The 23,645-nt window shown below is 56.6% G+C and carries 19 protein-coding genes and 1 pseudogene; 10 read left to right on the top strand and 10 right to left on the bottom strand.

The window, feature by feature from the left end:
- Positions 1 to 108: 108 nt before the first annotated feature.
- The 3 genes from JJD66_RS24280 to JJD66_RS24270 all read right to left on the bottom strand — a co-directional run bounded on the left by JJD66_RS24280 (position 109) and on the right by JJD66_RS24270 (position 3,188).
- Positions 109 to 651, bottom strand: coding sequence for a hypothetical protein (locus JJD66_RS24280; RefSeq protein WP_200649227.1), 543 nt, complete (start codon positions 649 to 651; stop codon positions 109 to 111).
- Between the two features lie 188 nt (positions 652 to 839).
- Entirely contained in the window at positions 840 to 1,568 is a 729-nt protein-coding gene (locus tag JJD66_RS24275) for a DUF4365 domain-containing protein (RefSeq protein ID WP_169855634.1), read from the bottom strand.
- Between the two features lie 459 nt (positions 1,569 to 2,027).
- Positions 2,028 to 3,188, bottom strand: a complete 1,161-nt coding sequence (locus JJD66_RS24270; protein ID WP_234452316.1) for a TauD/TfdA family dioxygenase — start codon at positions 3,186 to 3,188, stop codon at positions 2,028 to 2,030.
- Positions 3,189 to 3,263: 75 nt separating this feature from the next.
- On the opposite strand from JJD66_RS24270, the gene JJD66_RS24265 reads away from it, so the two are divergent.
- The 3 genes from JJD66_RS24265 (at position 3,264) to JJD66_RS24255 (ending at position 8,725) form a co-directional block, all read left to right on the top strand.
- Positions 3,264 to 4,229 (top strand): hypothetical protein, encoded by a 966-nt coding sequence (locus JJD66_RS24265; RefSeq protein WP_139132511.1) that lies wholly within the window; start codon positions 3,264 to 3,266, stop codon positions 4,227 to 4,229.
- Positions 4,230 to 4,231: 2 nt separating this feature from the next.
- Positions 4,232 to 7,537, top strand: coding sequence for a UvrD-helicase domain-containing protein (locus tag JJD66_RS24260; RefSeq protein WP_200649226.1), 3,306 nt, complete (start codon positions 4,232 to 4,234; stop codon positions 7,535 to 7,537).
- A 66-nt stretch (positions 7,538 to 7,603) separates the two neighbouring features.
- Positions 7,604 to 8,725, top strand: a complete 1,122-nt coding sequence (locus JJD66_RS24255) for a hypothetical protein (protein ID WP_200649225.1) — start codon at positions 7,604 to 7,606, stop codon at positions 8,723 to 8,725.
- 289 nt (positions 8,726 to 9,014) lie between these two features.
- Here the strand turns inward: JJD66_RS24255 and JJD66_RS24250 are convergent, their stop codons facing one another.
- The 4 genes from JJD66_RS24250 to JJD66_RS24235 all read right to left on the bottom strand — a co-directional run bounded on the left by JJD66_RS24250 (position 9,015) and on the right by JJD66_RS24235 (position 11,866).
- Complete coding sequence (locus JJD66_RS24250; RefSeq protein WP_200649224.1) at positions 9,015 to 9,632, bottom strand: hypothetical protein; 618 nt, start codon at positions 9,630 to 9,632, stop codon at positions 9,015 to 9,017.
- 49 nt (positions 9,633 to 9,681) lie between these two features.
- The gene (locus JJD66_RS24245) at positions 9,682 to 9,897 is read right to left on the bottom strand and encodes a helix-turn-helix domain-containing protein (protein ID WP_200649223.1); all 216 of its coding nucleotides are present in this window, start codon (positions 9,895 to 9,897) and stop codon (positions 9,682 to 9,684) included.
- A gap of 72 nt (positions 9,898 to 9,969) precedes the next feature.
- Positions 9,970 to 11,253, bottom strand: coding sequence for an SMODS domain-containing nucleotidyltransferase (locus tag JJD66_RS24240; protein ID WP_200649222.1), 1,284 nt, complete (start codon positions 11,251 to 11,253; stop codon positions 9,970 to 9,972).
- Entirely contained in the window at positions 11,246 to 11,866 is a 621-nt protein-coding gene (locus JJD66_RS24235; protein ID WP_200649221.1) for an SLATT domain-containing protein, read from the bottom strand. The genes JJD66_RS24240 and JJD66_RS24235 overlap by 8 nt, the downstream gene beginning before the upstream one ends.
- Positions 11,867 to 12,212: 346 nt before the next feature.
- On the opposite strand from JJD66_RS24235, the gene JJD66_RS24230 reads away from it, so the two are divergent.
- On the top strand, positions 12,213 to 12,758 hold the full coding sequence (locus JJD66_RS24230; RefSeq protein ID WP_200649220.1) for a sce7726 family protein: 546 nt from the start codon (positions 12,213 to 12,215) through the stop codon (positions 12,756 to 12,758).
- Here JJD66_RS24230 and JJD66_RS24225 read toward each other — a convergent pair.
- Both JJD66_RS24225 and JJD66_RS24220 read right to left on the bottom strand, forming a co-directional pair.
- The gene (locus JJD66_RS24225) at positions 12,755 to 13,819 is read right to left on the bottom strand and encodes a beta family protein (protein WP_200649219.1); all 1,065 of its coding nucleotides are present in this window, start codon (positions 13,817 to 13,819) and stop codon (positions 12,755 to 12,757) included. The two genes, JJD66_RS24230 and JJD66_RS24225, sit on opposite strands and share 4 nt — an antisense overlap.
- 250 nt (positions 13,820 to 14,069) lie before the next feature.
- Positions 14,070 to 15,128 carry a hypothetical protein gene (locus JJD66_RS24220; protein ID WP_200649218.1) on the bottom strand — a complete coding sequence of 353 codons (1,059 nt, stop codon included), beginning with the start codon at positions 15,126 to 15,128 and terminating at the stop codon, positions 14,070 to 14,072.
- Positions 15,129 to 15,424: 296 nt separating this feature from the next.
- On the opposite strand from JJD66_RS24220, the pseudogene thyA reads away from it, so the two are divergent.
- Positions 15,425 to 15,706 (top strand): annotated as a pseudogene (gene thyA / locus JJD66_RS24215) (thymidylate synthase); the annotation flags it as partial.
- 130 nt (positions 15,707 to 15,836) lie between these two features.
- On the opposite strand, the gene cadR reads toward thyA, so the two are convergent.
- A complete protein-coding gene (gene cadR / locus JJD66_RS24210; protein WP_003195185.1) occupies positions 15,837 to 16,277 on the bottom strand; it encodes a Cd(II)/Pb(II)-responsive transcriptional regulator in 441 nt (146 codons plus the stop codon).
- An 85-nt stretch (positions 16,278 to 16,362) separates the two neighbouring features.
- On the opposite strand from cadR, the gene JJD66_RS24205 reads away from it, so the two are divergent.
- The 5 genes from JJD66_RS24205 (at position 16,363) to JJD66_RS24185 (ending at position 23,614) form a co-directional block, all read left to right on the top strand.
- A complete protein-coding gene (locus tag JJD66_RS24205; RefSeq protein WP_200649217.1) occupies positions 16,363 to 18,690 on the top strand; it encodes a heavy metal translocating P-type ATPase in 2,328 nt (775 codons plus the stop codon).
- Positions 18,691 to 18,706: 16 nt separating this feature from the next.
- On the top strand, positions 18,707 to 19,570 hold the full coding sequence (locus JJD66_RS24200; protein ID WP_200649216.1) for a LysR family transcriptional regulator: 864 nt from the start codon (positions 18,707 to 18,709) through the stop codon (positions 19,568 to 19,570).
- A 219-nt stretch (positions 19,571 to 19,789) separates the two neighbouring features.
- Complete coding sequence (locus JJD66_RS24195) at positions 19,790 to 20,854, top strand: putative 2-aminoethylphosphonate ABC transporter ATP-binding protein (protein WP_200649215.1); 1,065 nt, start codon at positions 19,790 to 19,792, stop codon at positions 20,852 to 20,854.
- Between the two features lies 1 nt (position 20,855).
- Positions 20,856 to 22,568, top strand: a complete 1,713-nt coding sequence (locus tag JJD66_RS24190) for a putative 2-aminoethylphosphonate ABC transporter permease subunit (protein WP_200649214.1) — start codon at positions 20,856 to 20,858, stop codon at positions 22,566 to 22,568.
- Between the two features lie 23 nt (positions 22,569 to 22,591).
- Entirely contained in the window at positions 22,592 to 23,614 is a 1,023-nt protein-coding gene (locus JJD66_RS24185; RefSeq protein ID WP_105228880.1) for a putative 2-aminoethylphosphonate ABC transporter substrate-binding protein, read from the top strand.
- The last annotated feature ends 31 nt before the right edge of the window (positions 23,615 to 23,645 follow it).

The raw sequence follows: 23,645 nt of genomic DNA, 5'->3' as shown, positions 1-23,645 counted from the left end.
TAAACGCTTCGATTTCAAGTGCCCGATCGAAGTCATGGGCGAGGTGATGCAGGAAGCCATGGCTATGCGGCATCATGCTCCAGCTTCAAATCAATAACCGTGTTGCACTCAGCTTCTGCAACCGCCCAGGCTATTTTCTGCACCATCTCCGCCGTACCAGATATTGGCGTGCCCCGGAAATCCTTTACCATGGGCCGGGGCATAAGGAACCTCAAAATCACGGCCTTCCGAATCCAGGAGCACCGTATTTTCAACATCGGCCTCACATAAATAATAAAGCGATTCCCAGTCACCCTGATGTCTCTGGCCTCGTCGTTTACGATAGGATTTATGAAACAGCTTTGCGTCTCTATACCAGCCCACTACTGCCTGCCTGCCACCAGGCTGCTTGGCAAAAAACACAACATCTACCCCATCAAGCTCGTCATTCTCGTTCCAGGCCCGCGAGTTATCCAGACGAAGAAGATCTACTCCGCTAAAATTTTTGGTCATGGCGTATCCGTAGACCTTTCCACCCTCCGCTCGGAAGTTCCACATCTCGCCGCCGTTGCCATTTATATCAACGTGAGCGCCACCGCCGCGTATTTCACCAACACCATCATAGGCAACCATGTGCCCGATCCTGAACATCAAAAGTGGTCTTTCCAGCATTTCCCTATCCTTTCTATCCAATGTGTTATCTCCCTAGTGTCCCGTTCGTGTAATTCGTTAATCTACAGGGCCCGAAATCACTGGGGAAATCTATTTAAATAGATAAACGAATTAAACGCGCATGACACTAGAGGGCACTGTGAACATCAGCACATATCCTAACGCCCCATTCTAATCGTGCGGTAGTGCTACATACCGTTGACTCCATTTCGATAGCTTACTTCTGCATGATTAAAACGATCGAACATTCTTAACTTCATTGTTTCAATCTGGGCAGCAGTGAAGCCGCTGATCCGCCAAGGATAGTGGCATCTGATTTCGTCAACTCTGGAAATTAGGTATGAAAACTTGTCGTAGTCGCTTTGAATTACTTCCATTTCTTCTGCGGATATATCGAACACGTCTGACGCCATGGCATTAATGTAAATCTTAGTCGCATCAGAAATGATTTCGAAAACGTCCTTGAAATGATCTGGAGCAGAAAGACTTGCGATTTTTTCCCTCGCATCAGGCTTAAGCTCATCATTTACCAGATCAAATGTAATCTTTCGGGATGCGCCGCTGGTTTGATAGGCCTCAGTCGAACTTATCGGCTTCCAATAAACCTTCTCGGTGTTAAGGTCTACACACACAACAATAGTCGGGACAGAAAATCTTTGCCAATACGCAATATCGGCATCCTCGACATAGACATCGTGTTTAACTGCCGATGTCAGTTTATCGAATGATTTGACTTGCAGCTTTACAACGTTGCCTGTCGCTCCATTGCTGTCATCACATATTTCGATCTCCGCATCAATACCTAAATCTACACCTTGTAGTCTGCATGGCCAGTTGAGTGTTCTCGTGAATTTGAACGCAACTAAATGCTCGCCTGCGTCACCATTTATCGTTCGCTTTTGATAGAATTTTGTCATCATGCTCATCCTTGCATCGGGAATAGGGTGTGCTTGCCCGCCCTGAGGTAGATACCCCCGCCAGGCTGTTGTAGCAACTGTCTGGTAACCTTCACCAATCAGCAGGATTCCAGGCCGGTGGTGGGGTGAGCTATGTTGAAATCTTCGTGATGGTCGAACTCGACGGGTATCGCCTGAGGCGGCGGCGCCTTGAAACGTGACATGCCAGCAATCCTTAACTACTTGATGGCTCCATTCTCACGTCACGACTGGCCGTGTCAGAAGCACACTTTCCCATTTTACAGAATTTAGTGATGCCGAAGATCATTCGGTGTCTGCGGCGAGGACTCCAGATGGAGAGGCTGAGCCGGGGTGATCCCTAGAATCGTGCAGGTGGCTCGACAACTCAATAGGTTTGGGTTACGGACTTGCAGAGGCTTGCAGCGGATGAGCTCACTTGTGATAGCCAAGCGCTGAGGTTTACGGGTATAGCTTGAAGTCGCTGCCCTCATGCCACTGGCTAGGATCGATATCCGTGATTTCTAGCCCGTAGGTGCGTAGGAGCCAGCGTGTTTGCTCGCCGTATTCACTTCCAGGCTCACTGCGACCATGTAGCGCTATACGATTGTTCACCAAGGCGATATCACCTGGCCGCAGAGTAATAGCGATCGCGCAATCAGCACATGCGTGCTTCAGGGCGTCCATGGCTTCTTGCGCGGATTTGTGGCCGATGTCAGCAATCTGCGTGGTGCTGTGGCTGAATCGGATCCACCAGCTTCCATTCATTTGGAAGAGAAGCTGCGCATCATCGACATCAAGTTCGTCGCCCAGGATGTCTACCATTCCATCGCGGAAGGTCAGCTGTGAACCGATGATGTACTGAGGCTTCTGGAGCTCCTCAATATGCTCTTCGCTCAAGCGCGCCATGAGGTGGTCAAGAGGCATGACCGTGGTCGGCACTTGCTTTGGGTTACGCAGGGCCGACAAGCACACGAAGTCTGGAGAGGGGGCAATGCGTTCATTCAGGGGGTCGCGGTATCCCCGCAACGGGAAGGTCACGCCATCCGTGTGCCCACTCATCTTGTCCGCCGATTTGACTGTGAATTTACCTCGGCCAGGCGGGAACACCACCAAGTTAACGAACAGGTCGCCTCCGTTCTCGGAGCCGTAGGAAACCGTGGCGGAATTGATAGCCGCAAGGCACGCGATCGCAGTTACTCGGGCAATGACCGTGCCTTCTGCTTCAGGCACCGGGCAAAAATCAATGGGGGTATCGGGTAGGTCATCTGGCCGGAAGATACCCTCCAGCGTCAGGCAAGGCTGTGCCCACGCAAAGGCTTGCACCTCTGCACAGCTGCTCCCCCGGCTATTGAGCTCGCGTTCGATCGCAGGCTGCAGCTCACGCCCCAGATCGCCAGGGCGCGCCAGGTACTCAAGCACTTCCTCATAGGTCACGTTCGCTCGCCATTCGCTGACTGTGACACGCACTGCTTCTGTAAAGATTGCCTGGATCAATTGTGTCCCTACACGCGCGAGTGATATAAAAGTGATGTACGTCAGCGTGATTATCACGCACGATCCCACCAGCGACCAAATCCGTCTATGAAAATGCCCAAGCTTCAGCCTGCCGATTATCTCCAAGGGTGCGCTAGTTTCCTAGCCTGCCTTAAGCCATTCATGCACTTGCGGGAGACCTCCCAGGGCATTGAATGTGAGATGACTCTGGCTAATGGCCAGCCTGTAGTGGTCACCGGCAAGGACGAGCCGCACCTGCTGCTTGGCTTGATGTCCGTACTCGTCGAACTGATTCCTCAAGTTCCAGCCGACGAACGGTTAGCGATGCCACCTGTCTCACGCACAGTGCCTGCGGATAAGCAGACTTTGGAGGCGACCATGCAACCTACCGCTACTACCAAAATCACTGATGAACGAACCCAAGCTGCCCGCTTGCAAATTGGTTTAACTACCAAGGTCTCGCTTCATGAGTTGGTAAGACGCGTAGCAAAACGCCGTGGCGTATCGCTGTCGATCGCTGCGCGTGATCTGGTGCAGGACGGGCTGACCCGGTTCGATAAAGAATCAAGGACAGTAGATCCGTCGGAGCTGCTGACTGATTACGAGCGCACTGCCAATGATTACGCAGGTGCCGATTCGGAGAGTTGGATCATTCGGGCTGACAGGCGTCTGGTGATGAGAGCGCGTTTACGCGCAGGCGAATATGAGCGCTCTTTGTCATCATTCACCAACTTCCTTCTCGCCAACGCTTTGAGCCATTGCCCTCACGCTGCCGCTGTGCGTGAGGCAACGACTAGTTCGATTACCAGTGATGAGGCTGTCGTAGAGGCTATCAAGGCGATCGAGCAGGTCAGTGGGGTAAAAGCCCGTGCTCTCGCTCCTCAGATCGATCTAGGTGAGCAACGCGGCCTGACCAACATGATCCTTGGTGGTTCTGTACTGGCGCCTGCGCGAGTCCTGGCGAAGCTGGCTGTCGTTTTGAAGAAGCCTTTGGACGTTGTGTCGGTAGCCTTGGAGCGTCGGTTCGCCACCCAATGCGTTCCAGCTTTCAAAGCGACTGATGGAAAACCCACCGTGCAAGCGGAACGCAAGGCGTGGAGTGTCGCAGTCAAAGAGCTTCAGCTGCCGGCTGAGGAACAAGAGCGTCTCCTGAACCTAGAGGGCTAAGTGTGAATCCATTCGACCGGGCACGTCGGCAAGCATTCGAAACCCGAGAAGCCCTGGTCGGATTGGCCGCTTCTCTAGGTGGCGTCAGCTCCTCTGGGCTCTTGGCTCATGTTGAGGACACGCTCGACATCGCGATTGAGCGCTTACCTTTCGGGCACCCAGAGTTGGGTGGCGGCAGCGGGGTGCTCAAGCGAGAAATTCAAACCATCTACATCCGCAACGATGTGTCTCCAGGAGAAACGGCCTATCTCATCGCCCATGAGTTGGGTCACTGGTACCTCGACGGCGATCGCCCTGCACAGACGGTCGCTCATCTGACCAGCATGACGGATTCCTATGGGAGTCAGGCTACGGTGGCGGTGGAAGCATACGGTGCTCGTGAGCGCTTGGAGCTTCAAGCAAACGTGTTTGCTCGTGAGCTTCTGCTACCCCGTGGTGTCGCAAGCCAACTGTTCCATAGCGGTACTGGTGCCACGGTCATCGCGGCCACTCTGGAGGTACCGCTGGAGATCGTTCGTCTTCAGCTATTCGACGGCATTTTGCTCCCCATATTGCCTCCTGCTCCACCTCCTCCTCTGCCGCTTATGACGCAGGGGCAGCACGATGCTGCTACCGCGTCCGAAACCTTTGTCAACGTTGTTGCCGGGCCGGGTACTGGTAAAACGACGACACTGATCCATCGCATCAAGCACCTGGTCGAGCGCGGTATCCCTCCCAGCCAAATCTTGGTGCTGACCTTCACGAACAAGGCGGCTCATGAATTGGTTGAACGCCTGAAGGTGTCTGGCATCGCCGGAGCCTCCGACGTGTGGGCCGGGACTTTTCATGCATTCGGGCTCGAATTCCTTCGCAAATACCATCAGATTTTCGGCCTGGAGTCCGACGTTCGGCTCGCAGATCCGCTGATGCAAGTTCGCCTGATGGTGAGCACGCTGCCCAAGGTGCGGCTCAAGTATTATCTGAGGCTACAGAACCCGTACGATTGGCTACCTGGCGTTCTGGGCCATATCAAACGACTCAAGGAAGAATGCCTCACGGTTGCCGACTACCGCACGCGCTTGGCTGCACTGCCGCCCTGCGAGCCGGATGTAGCCAATGAGCGCGAAGACATCGCCACCCTGTTTGAAGCGTACGAAACAGCAATGCGAGCTGAGCATTTGGTCGACTACGTTGACCTCATTGCCCTCCCTGCATCCCAGGCCAAGCGGGATCGAATAAGCGTTGCTCAGTACATCGACCATTTCTCGCACGTACTAGTGGACGAGTATCAGGATGTCACCGAGGTGATGGTCGACCTCCTTCGTCAATTGGCGCTGAATGCTCAATCATTCTGGGTCGTCGGTGATGTGCGTCAGGCCATTCACCATTGGCGAGGCGCGTCTATCCGTAGCTTGATGCACTTCGACGCCACGTTCTTGAGCACCATTCCAGGGGCAACGGTGCGCCGTTACGCTCTCGATCTGAACCGGCGAAGCACCCCTGAGATCCTGGAGCTATTTTCCTGCGCAGGCATCCATCATGCACTGAATGACCGGATGCCTCTGGAACCAGTCACGGCGTATCGTCCCTCGATCGGGGTCATACCTACCCTGTATGAGTGCGACTCCAAGCCCTCCCAAGCCGTCACCATCGCTCAGCGCATTGATGGGCTGGTGCAGAGGGGTGTCCCGTACAGGGATCAAGTCGTGATCAGCCGCAAATCGGCAAACGTTGAGCAAATTGTTGAAGCGCTTGAAAACCTGAATGTGCCAGTGCTGCACATCGGCGATGTCTGCCAGCGCCCTGAGATAAAGAAGCTGCTGTGCCTGATGGAACTGCTGTGTATGCGACAGCCGCGTTCACTGGTCGGGCTGATCTCTGAGCCAGCGTTTCGAATGCCGCCCCAAGACATTGAGCACCTCATATTCCTGACCCGCAAAGGCGCGGGATTGAGCATGCAGCGAGGCCGTTGGCTATGGCTGCCTACGCCAGGCCTCTCGCCCGCTGGCCAGCAAGCCAAGTCAAATTTGGCGTTGCTGCTGAGAGGGCTCAAGCGGAATTCAAGGCCTTGGGATTTTGTCGCCAAAGTACTGCTCGATCAGCGCTACGGTCTTCCAAACCCTGCTGATCAGACCATTCAGGCCCATACTCAGCGCTTGGCAACATGGCTGTTCGTCTACGCCGTACGCAATGGTGACGGAGATATCCGCCAGGCACGGCTTTCCCAGTTCCTGCTTCGCGAGGAGCTACGCCGTAGGATCGGAGAAAAGCTAGGGGATCGTGGTTTACCGCCTGAAGCGCGAGTCCTGGATGCGGTGAGCGTTATGACCGTGCATTCCAGCAAGGGGCTTGAGTACCCAGCAGTTCACGTCACCGATGTTGACGACGCGTCATACGGCGCCAATCGACCCTATGCATACGATGTGCGGGGGTTGGATCTCATCCCTCCCGAAGTTTTGAACAGCACTGGGTCAGAGTTCATGTTCGAAGAGCGAGTAGAGCGCAATAACCTACTCTATGTCGCCCTGTCTCGGGCTCGTGATTACTTGTATCTCTATGAGATCAGCGGGTGGCCACGTCCAGTTCCGCTCAATCGCGCTGCTCCCACGAGTCTGGTTAAGCGCTCGGGGGTGAAGGTACCGCCCGCACCCATCATACCGATGCCGTTGGCTAGCAGCACCGTGGTACCCACTGTGAGCTATGAGGCGTTCCAGGCCTACATGAGTTGTCCCCTCCAGTACCACTATCGCTATGAGCTAGCGCTCACTGCCGAGCAGGAAATCGACGTCTCGATCCGTGCTCGCTGGGCGATTATGGACATGCTGTTGGCCGTGGCGAGGGATGGCACTGACCCCAACACGGCATTCCAAGCCGCATGGGCGTTACACGGACTTCCAGATAGGGCAGAAGACCCTGGCTTGATGGATGATGCGATTGCCGCCGCCAAGTGTGGGCTGGTGGTGGTTAAAAGCGTCGGCGGTGCCGTCGAAGAAGGGATAGTTTCTGAAGTCAACGGTGTGCGCATTGAGCTCCCTTGGATGCTCGTCGATAAAGGGCAGCTGCACTGGATTCGAGCTCAGACGGGGATCCAGTACACCCTTAGTCACCTACGGCCCATGATGCTTGATATCAATGGCTCTCGAAGGCCGAGTGCGAAGATCTACTCCATTATCACTGACCAGCACGTGATGGATGGCCCTTCCAAGCAGGTCGCGAGCACGTCCGTATACAAGATGGCTCAACGTTTTGCCGCAGGTGATCGATCCGCCTCCAGAGGTCGGCATTGTGGGCGCTGCGCCTATCTGAGCATCTGTGCCAACATCCCCTGACTGACCTTCTTTGAGCTACTCGTAATTAAAGTTCGATTCAACATAAAGTTCATGCAAAGGATTGCTATGCAAAATTATACGGACTCAGTAGAAGCCTACATTAGGAGAGAATTTTTTTCGGAAACGGGAGAGGCTTTTCTAGATCTTTCGATTCAAGAAGACATAATTTATTCTGAGTTTAACGATGTTGGTCGATGGCTTTGTAAGCAGTATATAACGGGTGACTCAAGCTTCTATCTCGTGGATAGTATTCAAGTCCAGGCAGCAGCTATTCATGGCTACCAGGCGGTTCTAGTCTATAAGGGTATGCTAGATTTGATATTCCGCATCTCTGCTATGTTGGTGGGGGCAGAGCGGCGCCAAAAATTCCCAGATGAGGAGTTTTATGAGCCTTGGAGAAACAATCTAAGTTATTGGTTCAAATATGCAGAATTTGATTGGTCGGATAATAGATATTGGTGGCTTCATCGCGATGATTTTAGAAAAGCCTTTGAAATGCTTGCCGAGGGCTTGTTTGTATTCCTCTTGCTGCATGAAATAGGGCATCTCCACAATCTGCACGGGGACAGAAGGATTGAGAACTCAAGGACTGCAACCTCTACATCGCCTTTAGACGTTGATGATATTTTTGTACACGAGGCACTGGGACGCGGCGAGACGGTGAGCGAAGCCGATAGGCTGGCTGCCCACACTCGTGAGATAGTTGCAGATGCTTATGCATTCAAGTTTATGATTGTAGAGCTTAGGGATAGCTTATTTCCTGAGTCGGAATATTCCGGTCATGATGAAATGGCACTGCGCGTTCTTAATTTTGTCGTGTGTCACTATATGGTGGCTTCCTTGTTTTGGGGTTTTAGCTTTCAGCAGCCAATGCGCAATGATGCCCAAGAAAATGATTATCCATCTCATCTTTTCAGGCTGCAAAGTATTGAGAATGCGGCCCTTGAAAATCAATTGGCTGGCGGTAATAAAGAAACACATCAGGGTATGGCGATTGGTATGAAGAATTACACTGATAAATTGATTTGTGCTGCTGGTGATGATGAGTTTGTATCTTGGCGTGAGATGGCTGCCATTCCTGCGAATCATGAGCACTATCAGAAGATTCGTGGAATGGCGGGTGACTGGTCAAATATTAAATTTGGCGTGCGCGATGAGGATTGGCTGCCTTGGCCGTTTTCAACCTGAGATCAGGTAACCCCCAACTACCAGTAAGCGAGGAATGTTTTCGTTATGACCTACATTGACTTGCCCAGTGATCAGCAAGCTGCAATCGACCGATGTCGATGAGGCGGTGCTTCGATCAGCGGTACGCAAGTGTTTGGATGAAGAGCGCATGGGGCCGATTCAGGGCCTAGGGCTCGGTGACTGTGGGGCCTATGTAGGTAACAAGCTCCATGGGTTCGTTCATCGGAAGGCCGGAAGGCATAGACACCCGAGGTTGCTTGCCCCAGGCGTCCCATGCGTGGCGCCTCATCTATCTCATGTACACCTGTTTGGTGCGAGTCATGTTGATTCGGTAGCTGTCAGCGAACAGGCCGTTTGTCTCCAGTACTACTTCGCTCTTTTTCGTGCTGCGGATGTCGTAACGCTGTGACTGGGCCATGAGGAGACCATGTTCCAACTCGCCTTCTTCAGTGCTCGGTGGGCGCGAGGTATCACGTATCTTGAGGGTCATGCCAGCCAGCAATCTTGCGGCTACACGCATTCTTACGCTCAGCAGTTTGATGACCAGCTCATCGTCCGAGGCTTGCCACTCTCCATTGCCATCGAAGTTATAGATCGTGGTGTAGGGAGAGAGCGGGATAGGCAAAAAGGTAGTGCTCTTCAGGAGGCCATTGATTCGGTATGTCCTGTTACGAAAGAACTCAGTAGTGCCCTCAAAGCCAACAACGCCATTGCGTTGAGGGTATTGGTATTCTTCATACCACAAGCCCAGCAGTTTTGGGTTCAGACCATCGGATGTGCTGGGCTGAACCATGTAGGGTGCCAGCGGCCCTAGTATGGTTGACACGTCTCTGAGATGCGGAATCAGGAAAACGATTCCCGCCACGATACTTGCCCACCAGCCGACACGGAACTTACTCAATTTCATATCGCTTTACTCACGATGCAGAAACTCCTTGCTCGCCCGGTGAGGAGCGTCACACGTCCAGTTTGCGGCGCCACAGGTCGTGCACTGTCTGTTTAGAAATCCCCATTTTTTCGGCGATCTGCTTCTGGTTAAGGCCTTCCGCCTTGAGCTGATGTACCTTTCTCAAGGGTGTGACGTCTTTCACAGACATCGCGCTGTACTGCATCGCAGGTTCGTTGGTCTTCGCTGCGTGCATTTGCTTGGCAATGCCGAGGTCGGTGGTCAACCGCTGATGGCTCGAAGGGTACCCGATTGCTCGGGTGCCCTTGATCGTCTGGCGCGCAGCGGGAGAGTGAGCTTAGATCGGGACAACGATTCGACTGCGGGCCACGCAGACGTTTTCTTTGACGGCAAAACACTCTACGTAGTGATCCCCCTGGAAGCTTGATCGCTCGGTGATCTGATGCGGCCCGCTGTCCATCCGAATTTCTCCACGGATCATGTTTCGCTCAATTGCTTGAGGGCCTACGTTCTTTACCTTCCAATAAATCTTATAGGGCGGCGGCACGTCAATCTCGGCTACCCAGAATGTTAGCTCGCGCTCCTTCGGGATTTTGTAGCGGATGACCCTCGACATCAGATTGCGCAGTTGATCCCCTTCGTTTTTGACGCTGCAGTCGATGCGCAGGTTGTACTGGATATCCAGGCTGAATTTCTGGCCGATGAACTGCTCCATGTTCTTGACTCGGCCTTCGTTGATCGCTTGCTGTTTCTCTTCTTCCACGTACTCGGGGAAGTGCTCGCCAAAAACCGTACTCCAACGCTCGTGGGCAACGTCAGCATCGTCCAGAGCTTCCTGCAGTCGACGCAGAGCTTTCTTTGCTTTTGGATGGAAGTGGCCCGACTTTGTGACGATCGAACCGCTCCCCGGCGCTCGCCACTGTTCCTTGTCCTCATCGATATCCACCAGATACGCAAAGAAGTCCCGCGACATCTCGCCGTACGCTGAGTACGACTCATCGTCGTAGGCTGTCGTGCCTTTAAGGAACTGGTAGCACAGGGTATCGATGAGCATCCCTTTCAGGGGGACGCCGTGGTCGTTCTTCCAGGCGCGAACCATTTTGCAGAGGCGCTTGAGATTGTGGTTCTTGTCTTGGTTAAGGCTGTTGATCTCATTGATCTCTGCGACCGGATTGCAGGTTCTCCAACTGCCGCCATCGTTGGAATCAGGGTAGGTGTAGCTGCCATCATCGTGCTCGAATACTGGCAAGACTTCGACTATATAGTCCGTGAAGTCGACAGACACTACCTGTTGCTGAGCGCGGACGGTATGGTTTGGAAACCGGTCTTTGAGTACCAGGCGAATCTCGCCAAGCAGCGAGGACTGCTTGTTGTTCTCATACTTTTGAAACCGGTCATACACCGACCACGGCAGTACGAACGCCATGTCCAAATCGCTGATGCCATGGACTGCCGTATGGCGCCCGTACGACCCGACTTGGCGACAGTGCAGGGTGGTGGAGTCGCTGTCGTAATATTTCCCGTTGAGCTTCTCCGTGATCTGGCGATAGCTCTTGGAGATCTCATCAGCGTTCCTGACCGCCAGATTCTTCCGAAACTGTTCAAACAGCTCTTTACTCATGGGTGCAAATCCTTTGCAGGGCGTCCGCGATTTCAGGGTGGGAGCCGAGATACGAAACCGCGCCTATGGCAGTCAAAACTGCGATGATCACGACGTAGAAAGAGAACGGGAATTTGTCTCTCCACAGGGAAAACGTCCTGGACTCGGCGATCCAGTCGATCTGCTGTTCCCAGAAAAATTTCTTGTGGGCGAGCCACCCAGAAAACAGGATGTGCTTGTTCAGGCACGCACCTCGGAACGCCTCGGTAATGAGGTCATATTCCTGCTGGTGGGCAGGCATGAATCCAGTGGCAGATTTGCATTGGGCATGAAGCACCTTCAACCGATCAAACAGCGCGGTCAGCGCGCTACCCGCCTGGAAATACTGCCCCTTCGTCTCTGAATAGAGCGTGATGTAAAGGCTGCAGATGCCGACCACTGTGATGAGGGCTGATACGTTTTTGGCAGCCAGAACATCGATGTAGAGGGAGAGGACGCCAATGGTGAGTGACATCATGCCGATCCACCCAGGCGCTTTCTCAACAATGTCGAAAGTCGAGAAGTGAAGCTTGGCGGCATACCCGACGTCATACGCTTTTTCTGCGATCATTCGCAGCGCAACCTGCTGATCCATTTGAACCTCTGAGCTCAATCCTTGGGGCTGCTCAACTGCAGTGCCAGTGAGCCGTGAGGCCACGTGGTCGTCTGGCAAGCCGGCATTTACCTTTGGCCAGCAGCATGTTCCAGCCACGGCTGTAGAAAGTTTGCGGACGTTAGCATAATCCTGAATCGGTCAGCGATGGCCGGCGCTAGCAAGGGGGGGAGCTAGTAAAGCTAGGACGCCCTGGCCCAAGCTGACATCTGCCGCATACCTCTCACCTTGTGCAAGAGGGGTAGCAGCAGGTGCCAGCACTGGAGTGCTCGACGACCGGATGCTTTTTTAGCGTGAGAAGCCTCAACTGTCTGTCTATAATCCGCGCATGTTGAATCCAACCGAAATCCGCCCAATCCTCAAGCAGTGGGTCGCGAAAGCGATGTCCCATGAAGAGAGTGACGTCTTCATCGAGGAGCTGTGCTTCATCGATAAGGCCAGACGCGCCGATCTCGTCCATGCCAACGGAAAGCTGACCGCTTTCGAAATCAAGTCCCATGCTGACACGTTGACTCGCTGGGAGGGCCAGCAGCAGGCCTATATGGCGTGCTTTGACGAAGTCTGGCTATGCTGCCATTCAAAGCACTTGGTGAAGGCTCTTGAGTCATGTCTTCCGCATGTTGGCGTACTCGTCGTCGATGATTATTCCGGCATGGCGATGATTCGAAAGGCGAAGCCCAACAAGCTTCAGGATAAATTCCACCTAACGGGATTTTTGTGGCGTAATGAGTTGGATGCACTCGCTAGCCAGCATGGCGTGCCAACGAAAAGTCGCGACCTCATAAAAGAAGTGCGCCGCCAGCTCAGCGACGCCCTTCCCATGGATGTGATCAGGTCACATGTATTGGTCAGCCTGAAACAACGTTATCGTTAGAGTAAGTCATCGGCGTCGAGGTCATCGAAGCCTTCAGTATCTACGATGGACTGGATCATGGCGCAGATATGCTGATTGATTCTGTATCCATTCCATGTTCCGTTGTTCCCGTAGCCGGTAGATGTGGCGACAATTCTGCTGTACTCACGAGTGGCCCAGCAGAAGTCGTCGCCGTGATAACCCGGTAAGCCTCTAATCTCCTGGGCGATTTCAATGTATCGCACAAATTCTTTATCCGCTCCCTTACGTCGCTGCCACCATTCCGTTGGCGTGTAATAGCAGGCAAAAGGAAGCACAGGCATGCCTCGTATGTATTCCATCGAGGCGGTTGGGTTGGTGGCGGCGTAATCCCCGTAGACAATATCCGACTCTATGCCACTGGTATCGACCCTTGCTTGCCACGCAACGTCGTAGCAGGCGGAGGAACGTGAGGTGTTTGAGGCCGGCTTATCGATAGGGAAGGAGGTGCTCATCAGAACCAGATTTCGTATCTGATAGCTGTTGAGTTGACGCAGGGATACATTGAAATCCGACCCCGAGGCAGTGTTGGCCGGAGCTGAGGCACCGAAGTCCAAAATCACCGTCGCGGTGTCCGGGTTTTCAAGAGCATCCAGGATTGACAGCAATCTGTTCCATGAAGTGGAAGTGGGGTTTTCCGGGCAGGTAACCCTGATAGCTATATGTGGGAAATCGCTCTGAAGAGCCAGTGCACTTTGGATGACTGCTCGTTGGGGGTCGTCATCAACCCAGGAAACCACTGGTATGACGTTCTGGTTGATGCCTGCCACATCGGAGAAAAATCGACGTTTGTTCTCAAACGCGCCATGAGGATTGTGCAGGTCGTTGGTAGTAATGAATTCTTCACCAACGTCCTTCGTTATTCTTGAAACGTCTAGGAAAAAAGGATGCTCAGTCCAACTCGCTAGGAATGTTTGAAGGTGTCTGTCGTCGTCACCTCGCATGTCCAACAGCGGAGCCACGACTTCCCGCCTGTGGTCTTCCAGATTTATCAGCGCCTTAACGTCATTCTGACCAACTCGTAAACAAGCCACGTACTGCATCTTGCACTCCTTGCATGTTGTGAAAACCGGTTTCGCCGTAATGCTGAAGGCATGGCGAGTCACAGGCCCCGGCAATCAGCGAGCGTCGACATACGGAACATGTCGGTTTTGCCCACTGCCACTGGCCGACGTCATGCTCCCAGCGAGACGGCAGGTCGAGATTGGTAAGATAGCACTTGGCCACTCAATAGAAGCCTTAATGCGTTGTTTCTGGGATATGGGGTGCGCGTATGTCCGATTAGTCTGTGGGTTACTCATAGTGGAGTTCACCAAACAGTCCGATCATGAGGTCACCATCCAGGATCTCAAAAGGCAGGGTGACGTACTGGTCAGGGTGCCGAGGTATGGCCTTTCCATCGTGTGGTGCATTCTTTGTGTGCCCTTGAACTTTTTCCCCGTTCTCCTTGATGTAGGGAAGCACGACGATCCGGCCATGGTTCCTGGATAGGATCGTGCCCTCGTGCCACAAGGTGTTTCCTTCATCGCTACTGGACTCGCCACCCGTGTTTTTCACCACCCACCGTGGTACCCCAGCGTCCTCATACCAGAACACGAAGCCACCGCAGACCAGCACCCTCTGGCCGCGCATCCTTGCCTCGGCGAGCATTTGCTTGACGCTCGCTAACTGCAGCAACTGATTGGCTCGGGGCAGTAAGAGTGCGCGTATCTGCGCTTTGGTTCTTCCCCAGTGGTCGGCTCCCGAAAGACCAAACCCTTTGGCTGTCACTTCGCGCAGACAGATCTGCGAGCGTTTGGGAGACAAGGCTCCGATCTGTTCCCATGTCTGGTCATCGACACGGCGAAGGCACATGTTGAATCTCGGTATGGCGACTATTTCTAGGTAAGGCGCACGCTCAAGCTCCTCGTGAAGCGGTTGCAGCAAGCTCTCCATCGTATTGTGCAATTTCAGCTCTTGCGCGGAGAGCCGGGGCAGATTGGCGTTCCGCTTAATCGCCTCGCGCTCCATGAGCTCCTCTTCTCCCTGGATGCGGCGCGCCGCCGTCAGTGCTTTCTCGACTTTCAGGGTGGTTGAGCTCTGAAGCACAGGATCTGGTACCGCCTGAGCCACCAGTTCATTGGTGCGGCTGTTGAACTCGTCTGCCGCTTCCATGGCCTCCTCGTAGGAGGCGAAAACAGCCGCCCTCGCATGGCCACTGCCGTTATCGTAGAAGTATCGCTTCCAAGAAATTTGGGAGTCGGGGAAGAGCTTGAGTGCCCGCAACTGCCATGTCCATCCGATGCTGAATTGCCGGAACGGAAGGACGGCCATGGTGGGCATTGAGTGGTATGGCATCTGATCCAGGCGCATCGATTCTCCCTGCTCTTTGCGCCTTAGCGTCTGCGGAAGCGCTGGAGCTTAGTCTGGGGAGATAGATTCCCCGGTATTATGGATAGCACATTGCCAGGATGAGTCAATTTCTGTGGGGCACGTATTTCGGGGGCTTCAGGAGAAGATGAGGTCTGGACAGGGCTTAAAAAACTGGTGGTTTATCCAGTACTAGGGTTGCGTAGGTAATGTGCAAAAGCTATAATGCACATATACCAAGTTGCTTGGAAGGCATTACAAGTCAGCGTAATGTGCAGTAAGGTGGGGGGACGAAAATGCTGGGCCTGCCGTACAACACTGCCGCGCTGGCGTTGCTGACCCACATGCTGGCCCAGCAGTGCGATTTGATCCCCCACGAGATCATCGTCACCACCGGCGACACCCACGCCTACAGCAACCACATGGAACAGATCCAGACCCAGTTGGCGCGTACGCCGAAAAAACTGCCGGAACTGGTGATCAAGCGTAAGCCTGCGTCGATCTACGACTATAAGTTCGAAGACTTCGAAATTGTGGGTTACGACGCCGACCCAAGCATCAAGGCCGACGTGGCGATCTAAAGCCTGTTGCGGGAAGAAATTGTGGGAGCTGGCTTGCCTGCGATAGCGCAGTGTCAGGCGACATTAATGTCGCTGGTCCACCGCCATCGCAGGCAAGCCAGCTCCCACATGGGTTCGGTGTTCGCTTGAGTTAATGGCCGTGGCTTCTGCCCACATGCGAAGGCTCGGCCTCGCTGGCCGCAATCCCTCCGCTGACCTCCAACTGCTGCAGGATGCCGCACTGGTTCCCGCCGCCGCAACGTTGGCGCAAGTCCAGCAGTTGCTCCTGCAAGGCCAGCAATCCATCGATCCGCGCTTTCACATGATGGATATGCTCGTCGATCAACGCATTTACGCTTTCACACTGGTCCTGGGGGCTGTCACGCAGCCCCAGCAGGCTGCGGATTTCTTCAAGGGTCATGTCCAGGCTGCGGCAGTTGCGGATAAAGGTCAGCCGCTCGGTGTGCGCCTGGGTGTACACGCGGTAGTTGCCGTCGGTGCGTGCCGGAGGCGGCAGCAGGTTTTCCTTCTCGTAATAACGGATGGTTTCCACCGGGCAATCGGTGAGTTTGGCCAGTTCGCCGATCTTCATCGCAGCAATCTCCAAATGGGTGCTTGACCCTATAGTGGCTACAGGGTCTTTACTTGGCAACAGGCACCTTTACGGACGCGACCTGATGAGCCACTCCATTCATACCCCGCACAAGCACGACCACAAGCATGATCACGATCACGATCACGATCACGATCACGATCACGATCACGATCACGCTCATGACCACGGCCATGATCACAAACATGACCATGGGCCCGCCAAACTCACGCCTGTGGATAACCACGGCCATTCCGGCTCCTGCTGCTCCGGCGCTGCCGGGCCTGCCATCGTGACCTTGAGTGAAGCGCCCACCGCCGGCTCGCGCCTGAGCACCTTCCGCATCGAAGCCATGGACTGCCCTACCGAGCAGACGCTGATCCAGAACAAGCTGGGCAAGCTCGCTGGCGTGCAGCAACTGGAATTCAACCTGATCAACCGCATCCTCGGCGTCACCCATGACCTGCCGAACACGGCGCCGATCATTGAGGCAATCAAGTCCATCGGCATGCAGGCCGACCCTATCGAAGAAGGCAGCCCCGCCGCGCCGCCCGCCAAGAAACATTGGTGGCCGCTGGCGGTGTCGGGCGTGGGTGCCCTGGGGGCTGAGGTGTTGCACTTCACTGGTGTGGCGCCCACCTGGGTAATCGCACTGGTGGCGTTGGTGTCGATTCTCAGCGGCGGCCTTACCACCTACAAGAAGGGCTGGATTGCCCTGAAGAACTTCAACCTCAATATCAATGCCTTGATGAGCATCGCGGTGACGGGCGCGATCCTGATTGGCCAGTGGCCGGAAGCGGCGATGGTGATGTTCCTGTTCACCGTGGCCGAGTTGATTGAGGCCAAGTCCCTGGACCGGGCGCGCAACGCCATCAGCGGCCTGATGCAGATGACCCCGGAACAGGCCACGGTGCGCCAGGTCGACGGTTCCTGGTTGGAGCAAGAGGTCAAAAGCATTGACCTTGGCGCGATTGTGCGGGTAAAGCCTGGCGAGCGCATCGGCCTCGACGGTGAAGTCACGGCCGGTCAGTCCACCATCGACCAGGCACCGATCACCGGGGAAAGCCTGCCGATAGAAAAAACCGTGGGCGATAAAGTGTTTGCCGGCACCATCAACCAGGCCGGCGCCCTGGAGTACAAGGTCACCGCCGCGGCCAACAACTCCACGCTGGCGCGGATCATCCACGCGGTGGAACAGGCTCAAGGCGCACGCGCACCGACCCAGCGGTTTGTCGACAGTTTCTCCAAGGTCTACACCCCGGCTGTCTTCCTGTTTGCCCTCGGTGTGGCGGTGATTCCGCCGCTGTTCATGGCGGGCGTGTGGTTTGACTGGATCTACCGCGCCCTCGTGCTGCTGGTGGTGGCCTGCCCTTGTGCCTTGGTGATCTCCACCCCGGTGACCATCGTCAGCGGCCTGGCAGCAGCGGCGCGCAAAGGCATCCTGATCAAGGGCGGCGTGTACCTGGAGGGCGGCTACAAGCTCGACTACCTGGCCCTCGACAAGACCGGCACCATCACCCACGGCAAACCGGTGCAAACCGACTACCTGCCGCTGTTCCCGAACATCGAAGACAGCGCGCCGGCCCTGGCGGCCAGCTTGGCATCGCGTTCCGATCACCCGGTGTCCCTGGCGATTGCCAACGCGGCTGTGGATAAAAACCTGTCGACTCACGCTGTGGATAACTTCGAAGCCCTGGCCGGGCGCGGTGTGCGGGGTGATATCAACGGCCAGACCTATCACCTGGGTAACCACCGCCTGGTGGAAGACCTCGGCCTGTGTTCCGAGGCCTTGGAAGAGAAACTCTTTGCCCTGGAAAAACAAGGCAAGTCCGTGGTGTTGCTGTTGGACAAGTCTGGCCCGCTGGCGCTGTTTGCCGTGGCCGACACGGTCAAGGAGAGCAGCCGCGAAGCCATCCAGCAGTTGCACGACCTGGGCATCAAGACCCTGATGCTCACCGGCGACAACACCCACACTGCTAAGGCTATTGCGGCCCAGGTGGGTATCGACCAGGCTCAGGGCGACCTGTTGCCCACCGACAAGCTGCAAGCCATCGAAACCCTTTACGGCCAGGGCCATCGGGTGGGCATGGTCGGTGACGGTATCAACGACGCCCCGGCCCTGGCTCGTGCCGAGATCGGCTTTGCCATGGCCGCAGCGGGCACCGATACCGCTATCGAGACCGCCGACGTGGCGCTGATGGACGATGATTTGCGCAAGATTCCGGCTTTCATTCGGTTGTCGCGGCAAACGTCGAGTATCCTCAAGCAGAACATCGCCCTGGCGCTGGTGATCAAGGCGATCTTCCTGGCCGTCACGTTCATGGGCATGGCGACCATGTGGATGGCGGTCTTCGCCGACATGGGCGTGAGCCTGCTGGTGGTGTTCAATGGCCTGCGCCTGGTGCGCAAATAGAGGATGAGAGGGTGGTGTGCTGAGTGCTGAGTTAAAGGCGTTTTTCATGGTCGCCCGCCTGGGCAGCATTACCCAGGCGGCGAAGAAACTCGGCTTGAGTCAGCCCACGGTGACCACCCAGATTCGCAACCTCGAAGGCCACTACGGCGTCGAGTTGTTCTACCGTGGCGGCCGCCGCCTCACCGTCAGCGACGAAGGCGCGCGGCTGTTGCCGATGGTCAAGGCGCTGTTGCAGCAGGAAGCGGATATCGAGTTTTTCCTGCGCAACAACGGCCAGGTCCAGGGTGCGCTGAGAATCGCCGCAACGGCGCCGTATTACATCCTCGATCTGGTCAAAGCCTTTCGCGAGCGCCTGCCCCAGGTGGACGTGTCGGTGGAAATCGGCAACTCCCAGCAGGTGCTTGAGGCGCTGGACGATTACCGCGTCGATGTCGCGGCCTCATCGCAATTGCTGGAAGACGCCCGGCTGATCCGCCGCGTGCTGGGCACCGACCCGCTGGTGCTGGCGGTGCACCGCAATCACCCGTTGGCCAAGCTCGATCACGTACCGTTGAGCGCGCTAGTCGGGCATACCTTGCTGATGCGTGAAGCGGGCTCCACCACCCGCAGGCTGACGGAAGAGATGTTGAAGAATGCGGGTGTCGGATATGGGCCGTTGTTGGAGATTGGCAGCCGTGAGTCGATTCGCGAGGCGGTGCTGCGCAATATCGGCATCAGCATCATCGCCCGCCAGGAAGTGCCCCATGACCCGCAGTTGCGCGTGCTGACCATCGAGAATGCACCGCAGATTCCGGAGTATCTGTATTGCCTCAAGGAGCGCAAAGGAGCGCGCCTGCCGGCGGCGTTCCTTGGCCTGGCTCAGGAAATGTCACCCCTCTGAACATTGATGGCGGCTTTTAAATAGCCATCGCAGGCAAGCCAGCTCCCACATTTTTGATTGGTGAACCCATTCAAGTGTGGGAGCTGGCTTGCCTGCGATAGCGGTCGTGAGTCCTACACAAATCCACCAATACCACTATCACCTCCTTTTGCCTTTCTGCCACACCCGCTACGCATTGCCTCCCTAGCATGGCCTTCATCCGTTCGATGAGGTGCCACCATGCACACAGCCCTGACCCAACCCGGCGCACCGATGAAAGTGCGCGCAATCCAGAAACGCTTTGGCGCCTTCACCGCGCTGGACAACGTCTCCCTGGACGTCGCCGCCGGCGAGCTGGTGTGCCTGCTGGGCCCTTCCGGCTGCGGCAAGACCACACTGCTGCGCTGCATCGCCGGCCTGGAGCGCCAGGACAGCGGTGAGCTTTACCTGGGCGAGCGGGACGTGTCCTTGCTGCCACCCCAGGCGCGGGACTACGGCATCCTGTTCCAGTCCTATGCGTTGTTTCCCAACCTCAGCGTTGAAGCGAACATCGGCTACGGCCTCACCGGCAGCGGCCGCGATGAAGTGCGCAAGCGGGTCGCGCAGATGCTCGAACTGGTCGGCCTGATGGGCAGCGAAAAGAAGTACCCCGGCCAACTCTCCGGCGGCCAGCAACAGCGCGTCGCCCTGGCCCGCGCACTGGCGCCGGCGCCGTCGTTATTGCTGTTGGATGAGCCGATGTCGGCCCTCGATGCCCGGGTACGCGAGCACCTGTGCACCGAACTGCGCCAACTGCAGCGGCGCCTGGGCATCACCACCTTGATGGTGACCCACAACCAGGACGAAGCCATGTTGATGGCCGACCGCATTGCCGTGATGAACAACGGCAAGGTCGAGCAGTACGCCACGCCCCAGGAAATCTACGACCGCCCGGCCACGCCGTTCGTGGCGGAGTTTGTCGGCCAGGGCAACTGGTTGCCGTTCAGCCGTAACAGCGCCAGCCATGCTCAGGTGGGTGGGTTGAACATGCGCCTGGCTGAGGACGCCGGTGTCGCCCAGTCCGGCCGCTTGTTTTGCCGCCCGGAAGCCATTTGCGTCAACCCGCCGGTGCATGAAGAAAACCTGTTCCCGGCCAAGGTTCGCGAGATCACCTTTCTCGGTAACCGCTGCCGCATGAGCTTTGAGCTGGAACAATTGCCGGGCCATGCGTTGCTGGCTGAACTGGCGCCGGAAGCGATGCCGCGCCTGGGCGCTCAGGACATCTGGGTGGCGTTGCCGCCGCGCAGCCTGCAGGTGTTTGCCTGAGATGGGGGCTGTGATGACATTGCCGGTGCTGCGTCAGGTGTCCCGCGCCGAGTGGGGCGACCGCCTCTTCGTGGTCGGCGGCAAATGGCTCTGGCTGGGCCTGTTAGTGGTGGCGGTGCTGTTGCCGCTGTTGGCGATCTTCTGGCGCGGCTTCAGCAGCGAAGCCGGGCAGGGCGGTGGCCTGGTAGCCGCTCGCGAACTGCTGAGCAGCGCCAACTTCCACTGGTTGCTGGGCAATAGCCTGAAAGTTTCCCTCAGCGTGGCGGCCATCGTCGTGCCGCTGGCCTACTTGTTTGCCTATGCCCTGCAACGCACGCTGATCCCCGGCAAGTCCATCTGGCGCGGCCTGTCATTGCTGCCATTGATGGCGCCGTCGATGCTGCCGGGCATTGCCCTGGTTTATCTGTTCGGCAACCAGGGCCTGCTGCGCGGCTTGTTCTCGGAAAATATCTACGGCTTCTGGGGCATTGTGCTCGGTGAGGTGATCTACACCTTTCCCCATGCCTTGATGATTTTGCTGTCGGCGTTGTCCCTGGCGGATGCACGCTTGTTCGACGCCGCTTCGAGCATGGGTGCCAGCCCGGCACGGGCGTTTCGCAGCATTACCTGGCCGGCCACGCGCCAGGCGGTGTTCGCCGCATTCTGCCTGGTGTTCACCCTGACCATCACCGACTTCGGAGTACCGGTGGTGGTGGGCGGCGATTATCAGGTGCTGGCGCTGGAAGCCTACAAGGCGGTGGTCGGCCAGCAACAGTTCGGTCGCGGCGCATTGATCGGCATGGTGTTGCTGCTGCCGGCACTGTTCAGCTTTGGCGTGGATGCCTGGTTGCGTCGTCGGCATGGCGACTCGATGAGCGGTCGCGCGCAGGTGTTCCAGCCCGCGCCATCGCGGCTGCGTGACGGTTGCTACCTGGCCATCGTGCTGCTGATCTGCGCGGTATTGCTGTTGGTGTTCGGCATGGCGGTGTATTCCTCGCTGGTGAAGTTCTGGCCGTACAACCTGTCGCTGTCGCTCAACCACTACCAGTTCGAAGACACCGCCGGCGGCGGTTGGCTGGCCTACCGCAACAGCCTGACCATGGCGCTGTGCACGGCGTTGATTGGCAGTGTGCTGATCTTCACCGGCGCCTACCTGATGGAAAAAACCAAGGGCCAGAAAAGCCTGAACCTGGCGCTGCGTATGCTCAGCTTCGTACCGATGGCGGTGCCGGGCCTGGTGCTGGGCCTGGGGTACGTGTTTTTTTTCAACCTCAACGGCAACCCGCTGCACGTGTTCTACGGCAGCATGGCGTTGCTGGTGGTGTGCACCATTGCGCACTACCTGACCACCGCGCAGATGACCGCGACCACCGCCCTGCGCCAGCTGGACGCCGAGTTCGAAGCGGCGGCGTTGTCCCTCAAGGCGCCGTTGTACCGCCACTACTGGCGCGTCACGGTGCCGATCTGCCTGCCGGCGCTGCTGGATATCCTGCGCTACCTGTTTGTCTCGGCGATGACCACCGTGTCCGCCGCGATCTTCCTCTACAGCCCCGACACCATCCTCGCCGCCGTCGCCGTGCTGAACATGGACGACGCCGGCAATGTGGGCGGCGCGGCGGCCATGTCGACCCTGATCCTGTTCACCTCGGCCAGCGTCTCGCTGCTGCTGGCGTGGGCTTCACGTGGCGCGCTGCGCCGCTCCCAAGCCTGGCGCCAGCGCGCACCTGGCCAATAAAACATCCCTGAAGGAGGTGCTCCATGTTCAAGCCCCTGGCGCTGGTCGCTGCAGTCCTCACGGCATTCAGTCTGAATGCCTTCGCCAAGACCGAGTTGACCGTTTACACGGCCCTTGAAGCCGAGCAATTGAAGACCTACAAAAAAGCTTTCGAACAGGCCAACCCCGACGTCGAGATCAAGTGGGTGCGCGATTCCACCGGCATCATCACCGCCAAACTGCTGGCCGAGAAAGACCGCCCCCAGGCTGACGTGGTGTGGGGCCTGGCCGCCTCCAGCCTGGCGATCCTCGATCAGCAAGGCATGCTCGACAACTACGCGCCCAAGGACCTGGACAAGATTGGCAAGCACTACCGCGACGCCGCCAACCCTCCGGCCTGGGTGGGCATGGACGTGTGGGCCGCCACCCTCTGCTTCAACACCGTCGAAGCCGAGAAGCAGGGCCTCACCAAACCGGTGAGCTGGCAGGACCTGACCAAGCCCGAATACAAGGGCAAGATCGTGATGCCTAACCCGGCGTCTTCAGGCACCGGCTTCCTGGATGTCAGCGCCTGGCTCCAGACGTTCGGCGAGAAGCAAGGCTGGCTGTACATGGACGACCTGCACCGGAACATCGGCCAGTACGTTCACTCCGGCTCCAAGCCGTGCAAGCTGGCGGCGTCCGGTGAGTTCCCGATTGGCATTTCCTTCGAATACCCGGCGGTTCAGCTCAAACGCCAGGGCGCGCCGCTGGAGATCATCCTGCCCAAAGAGGGCCTGGGCTGGGAGATCGAAGCCACCGCTGTGATCAAGGGCACTGCCCATGCCGACGCGGCGAAAAAACTCGCCGACTTCTCTGCCAGCACCGCGGCGATGGACCTGTACAAGGAAAACTTCGCCGTGCTCGCGCAACCGGGTATCGCCAAGCCGCAGACCGAATTGCCGGCGGACTATGAGCAACGGTTGATCAAGAACGACTTTGTCTGGGCTTCCAGGAACCGTGACAGCATCCTGGCCGAATGGCGTAAGCGTTATGACGGTAAGTCGGAGAAGGTAGCCGGTCAGTAGGGCTTTCGTTAGGGCTGATGGCCTCATCGCA

The sequence above is a fragment of the Pseudomonas sp. MF6751 genome, assembly GCF_016613265.1.
Lineage (GTDB): Bacteria > Pseudomonadota > Gammaproteobacteria > Pseudomonadales > Pseudomonadaceae > Aquipseudomonas > Aquipseudomonas fluorescens_BV.
This window is presented reverse-complemented; position numbering and strand designations above follow the sequence as displayed.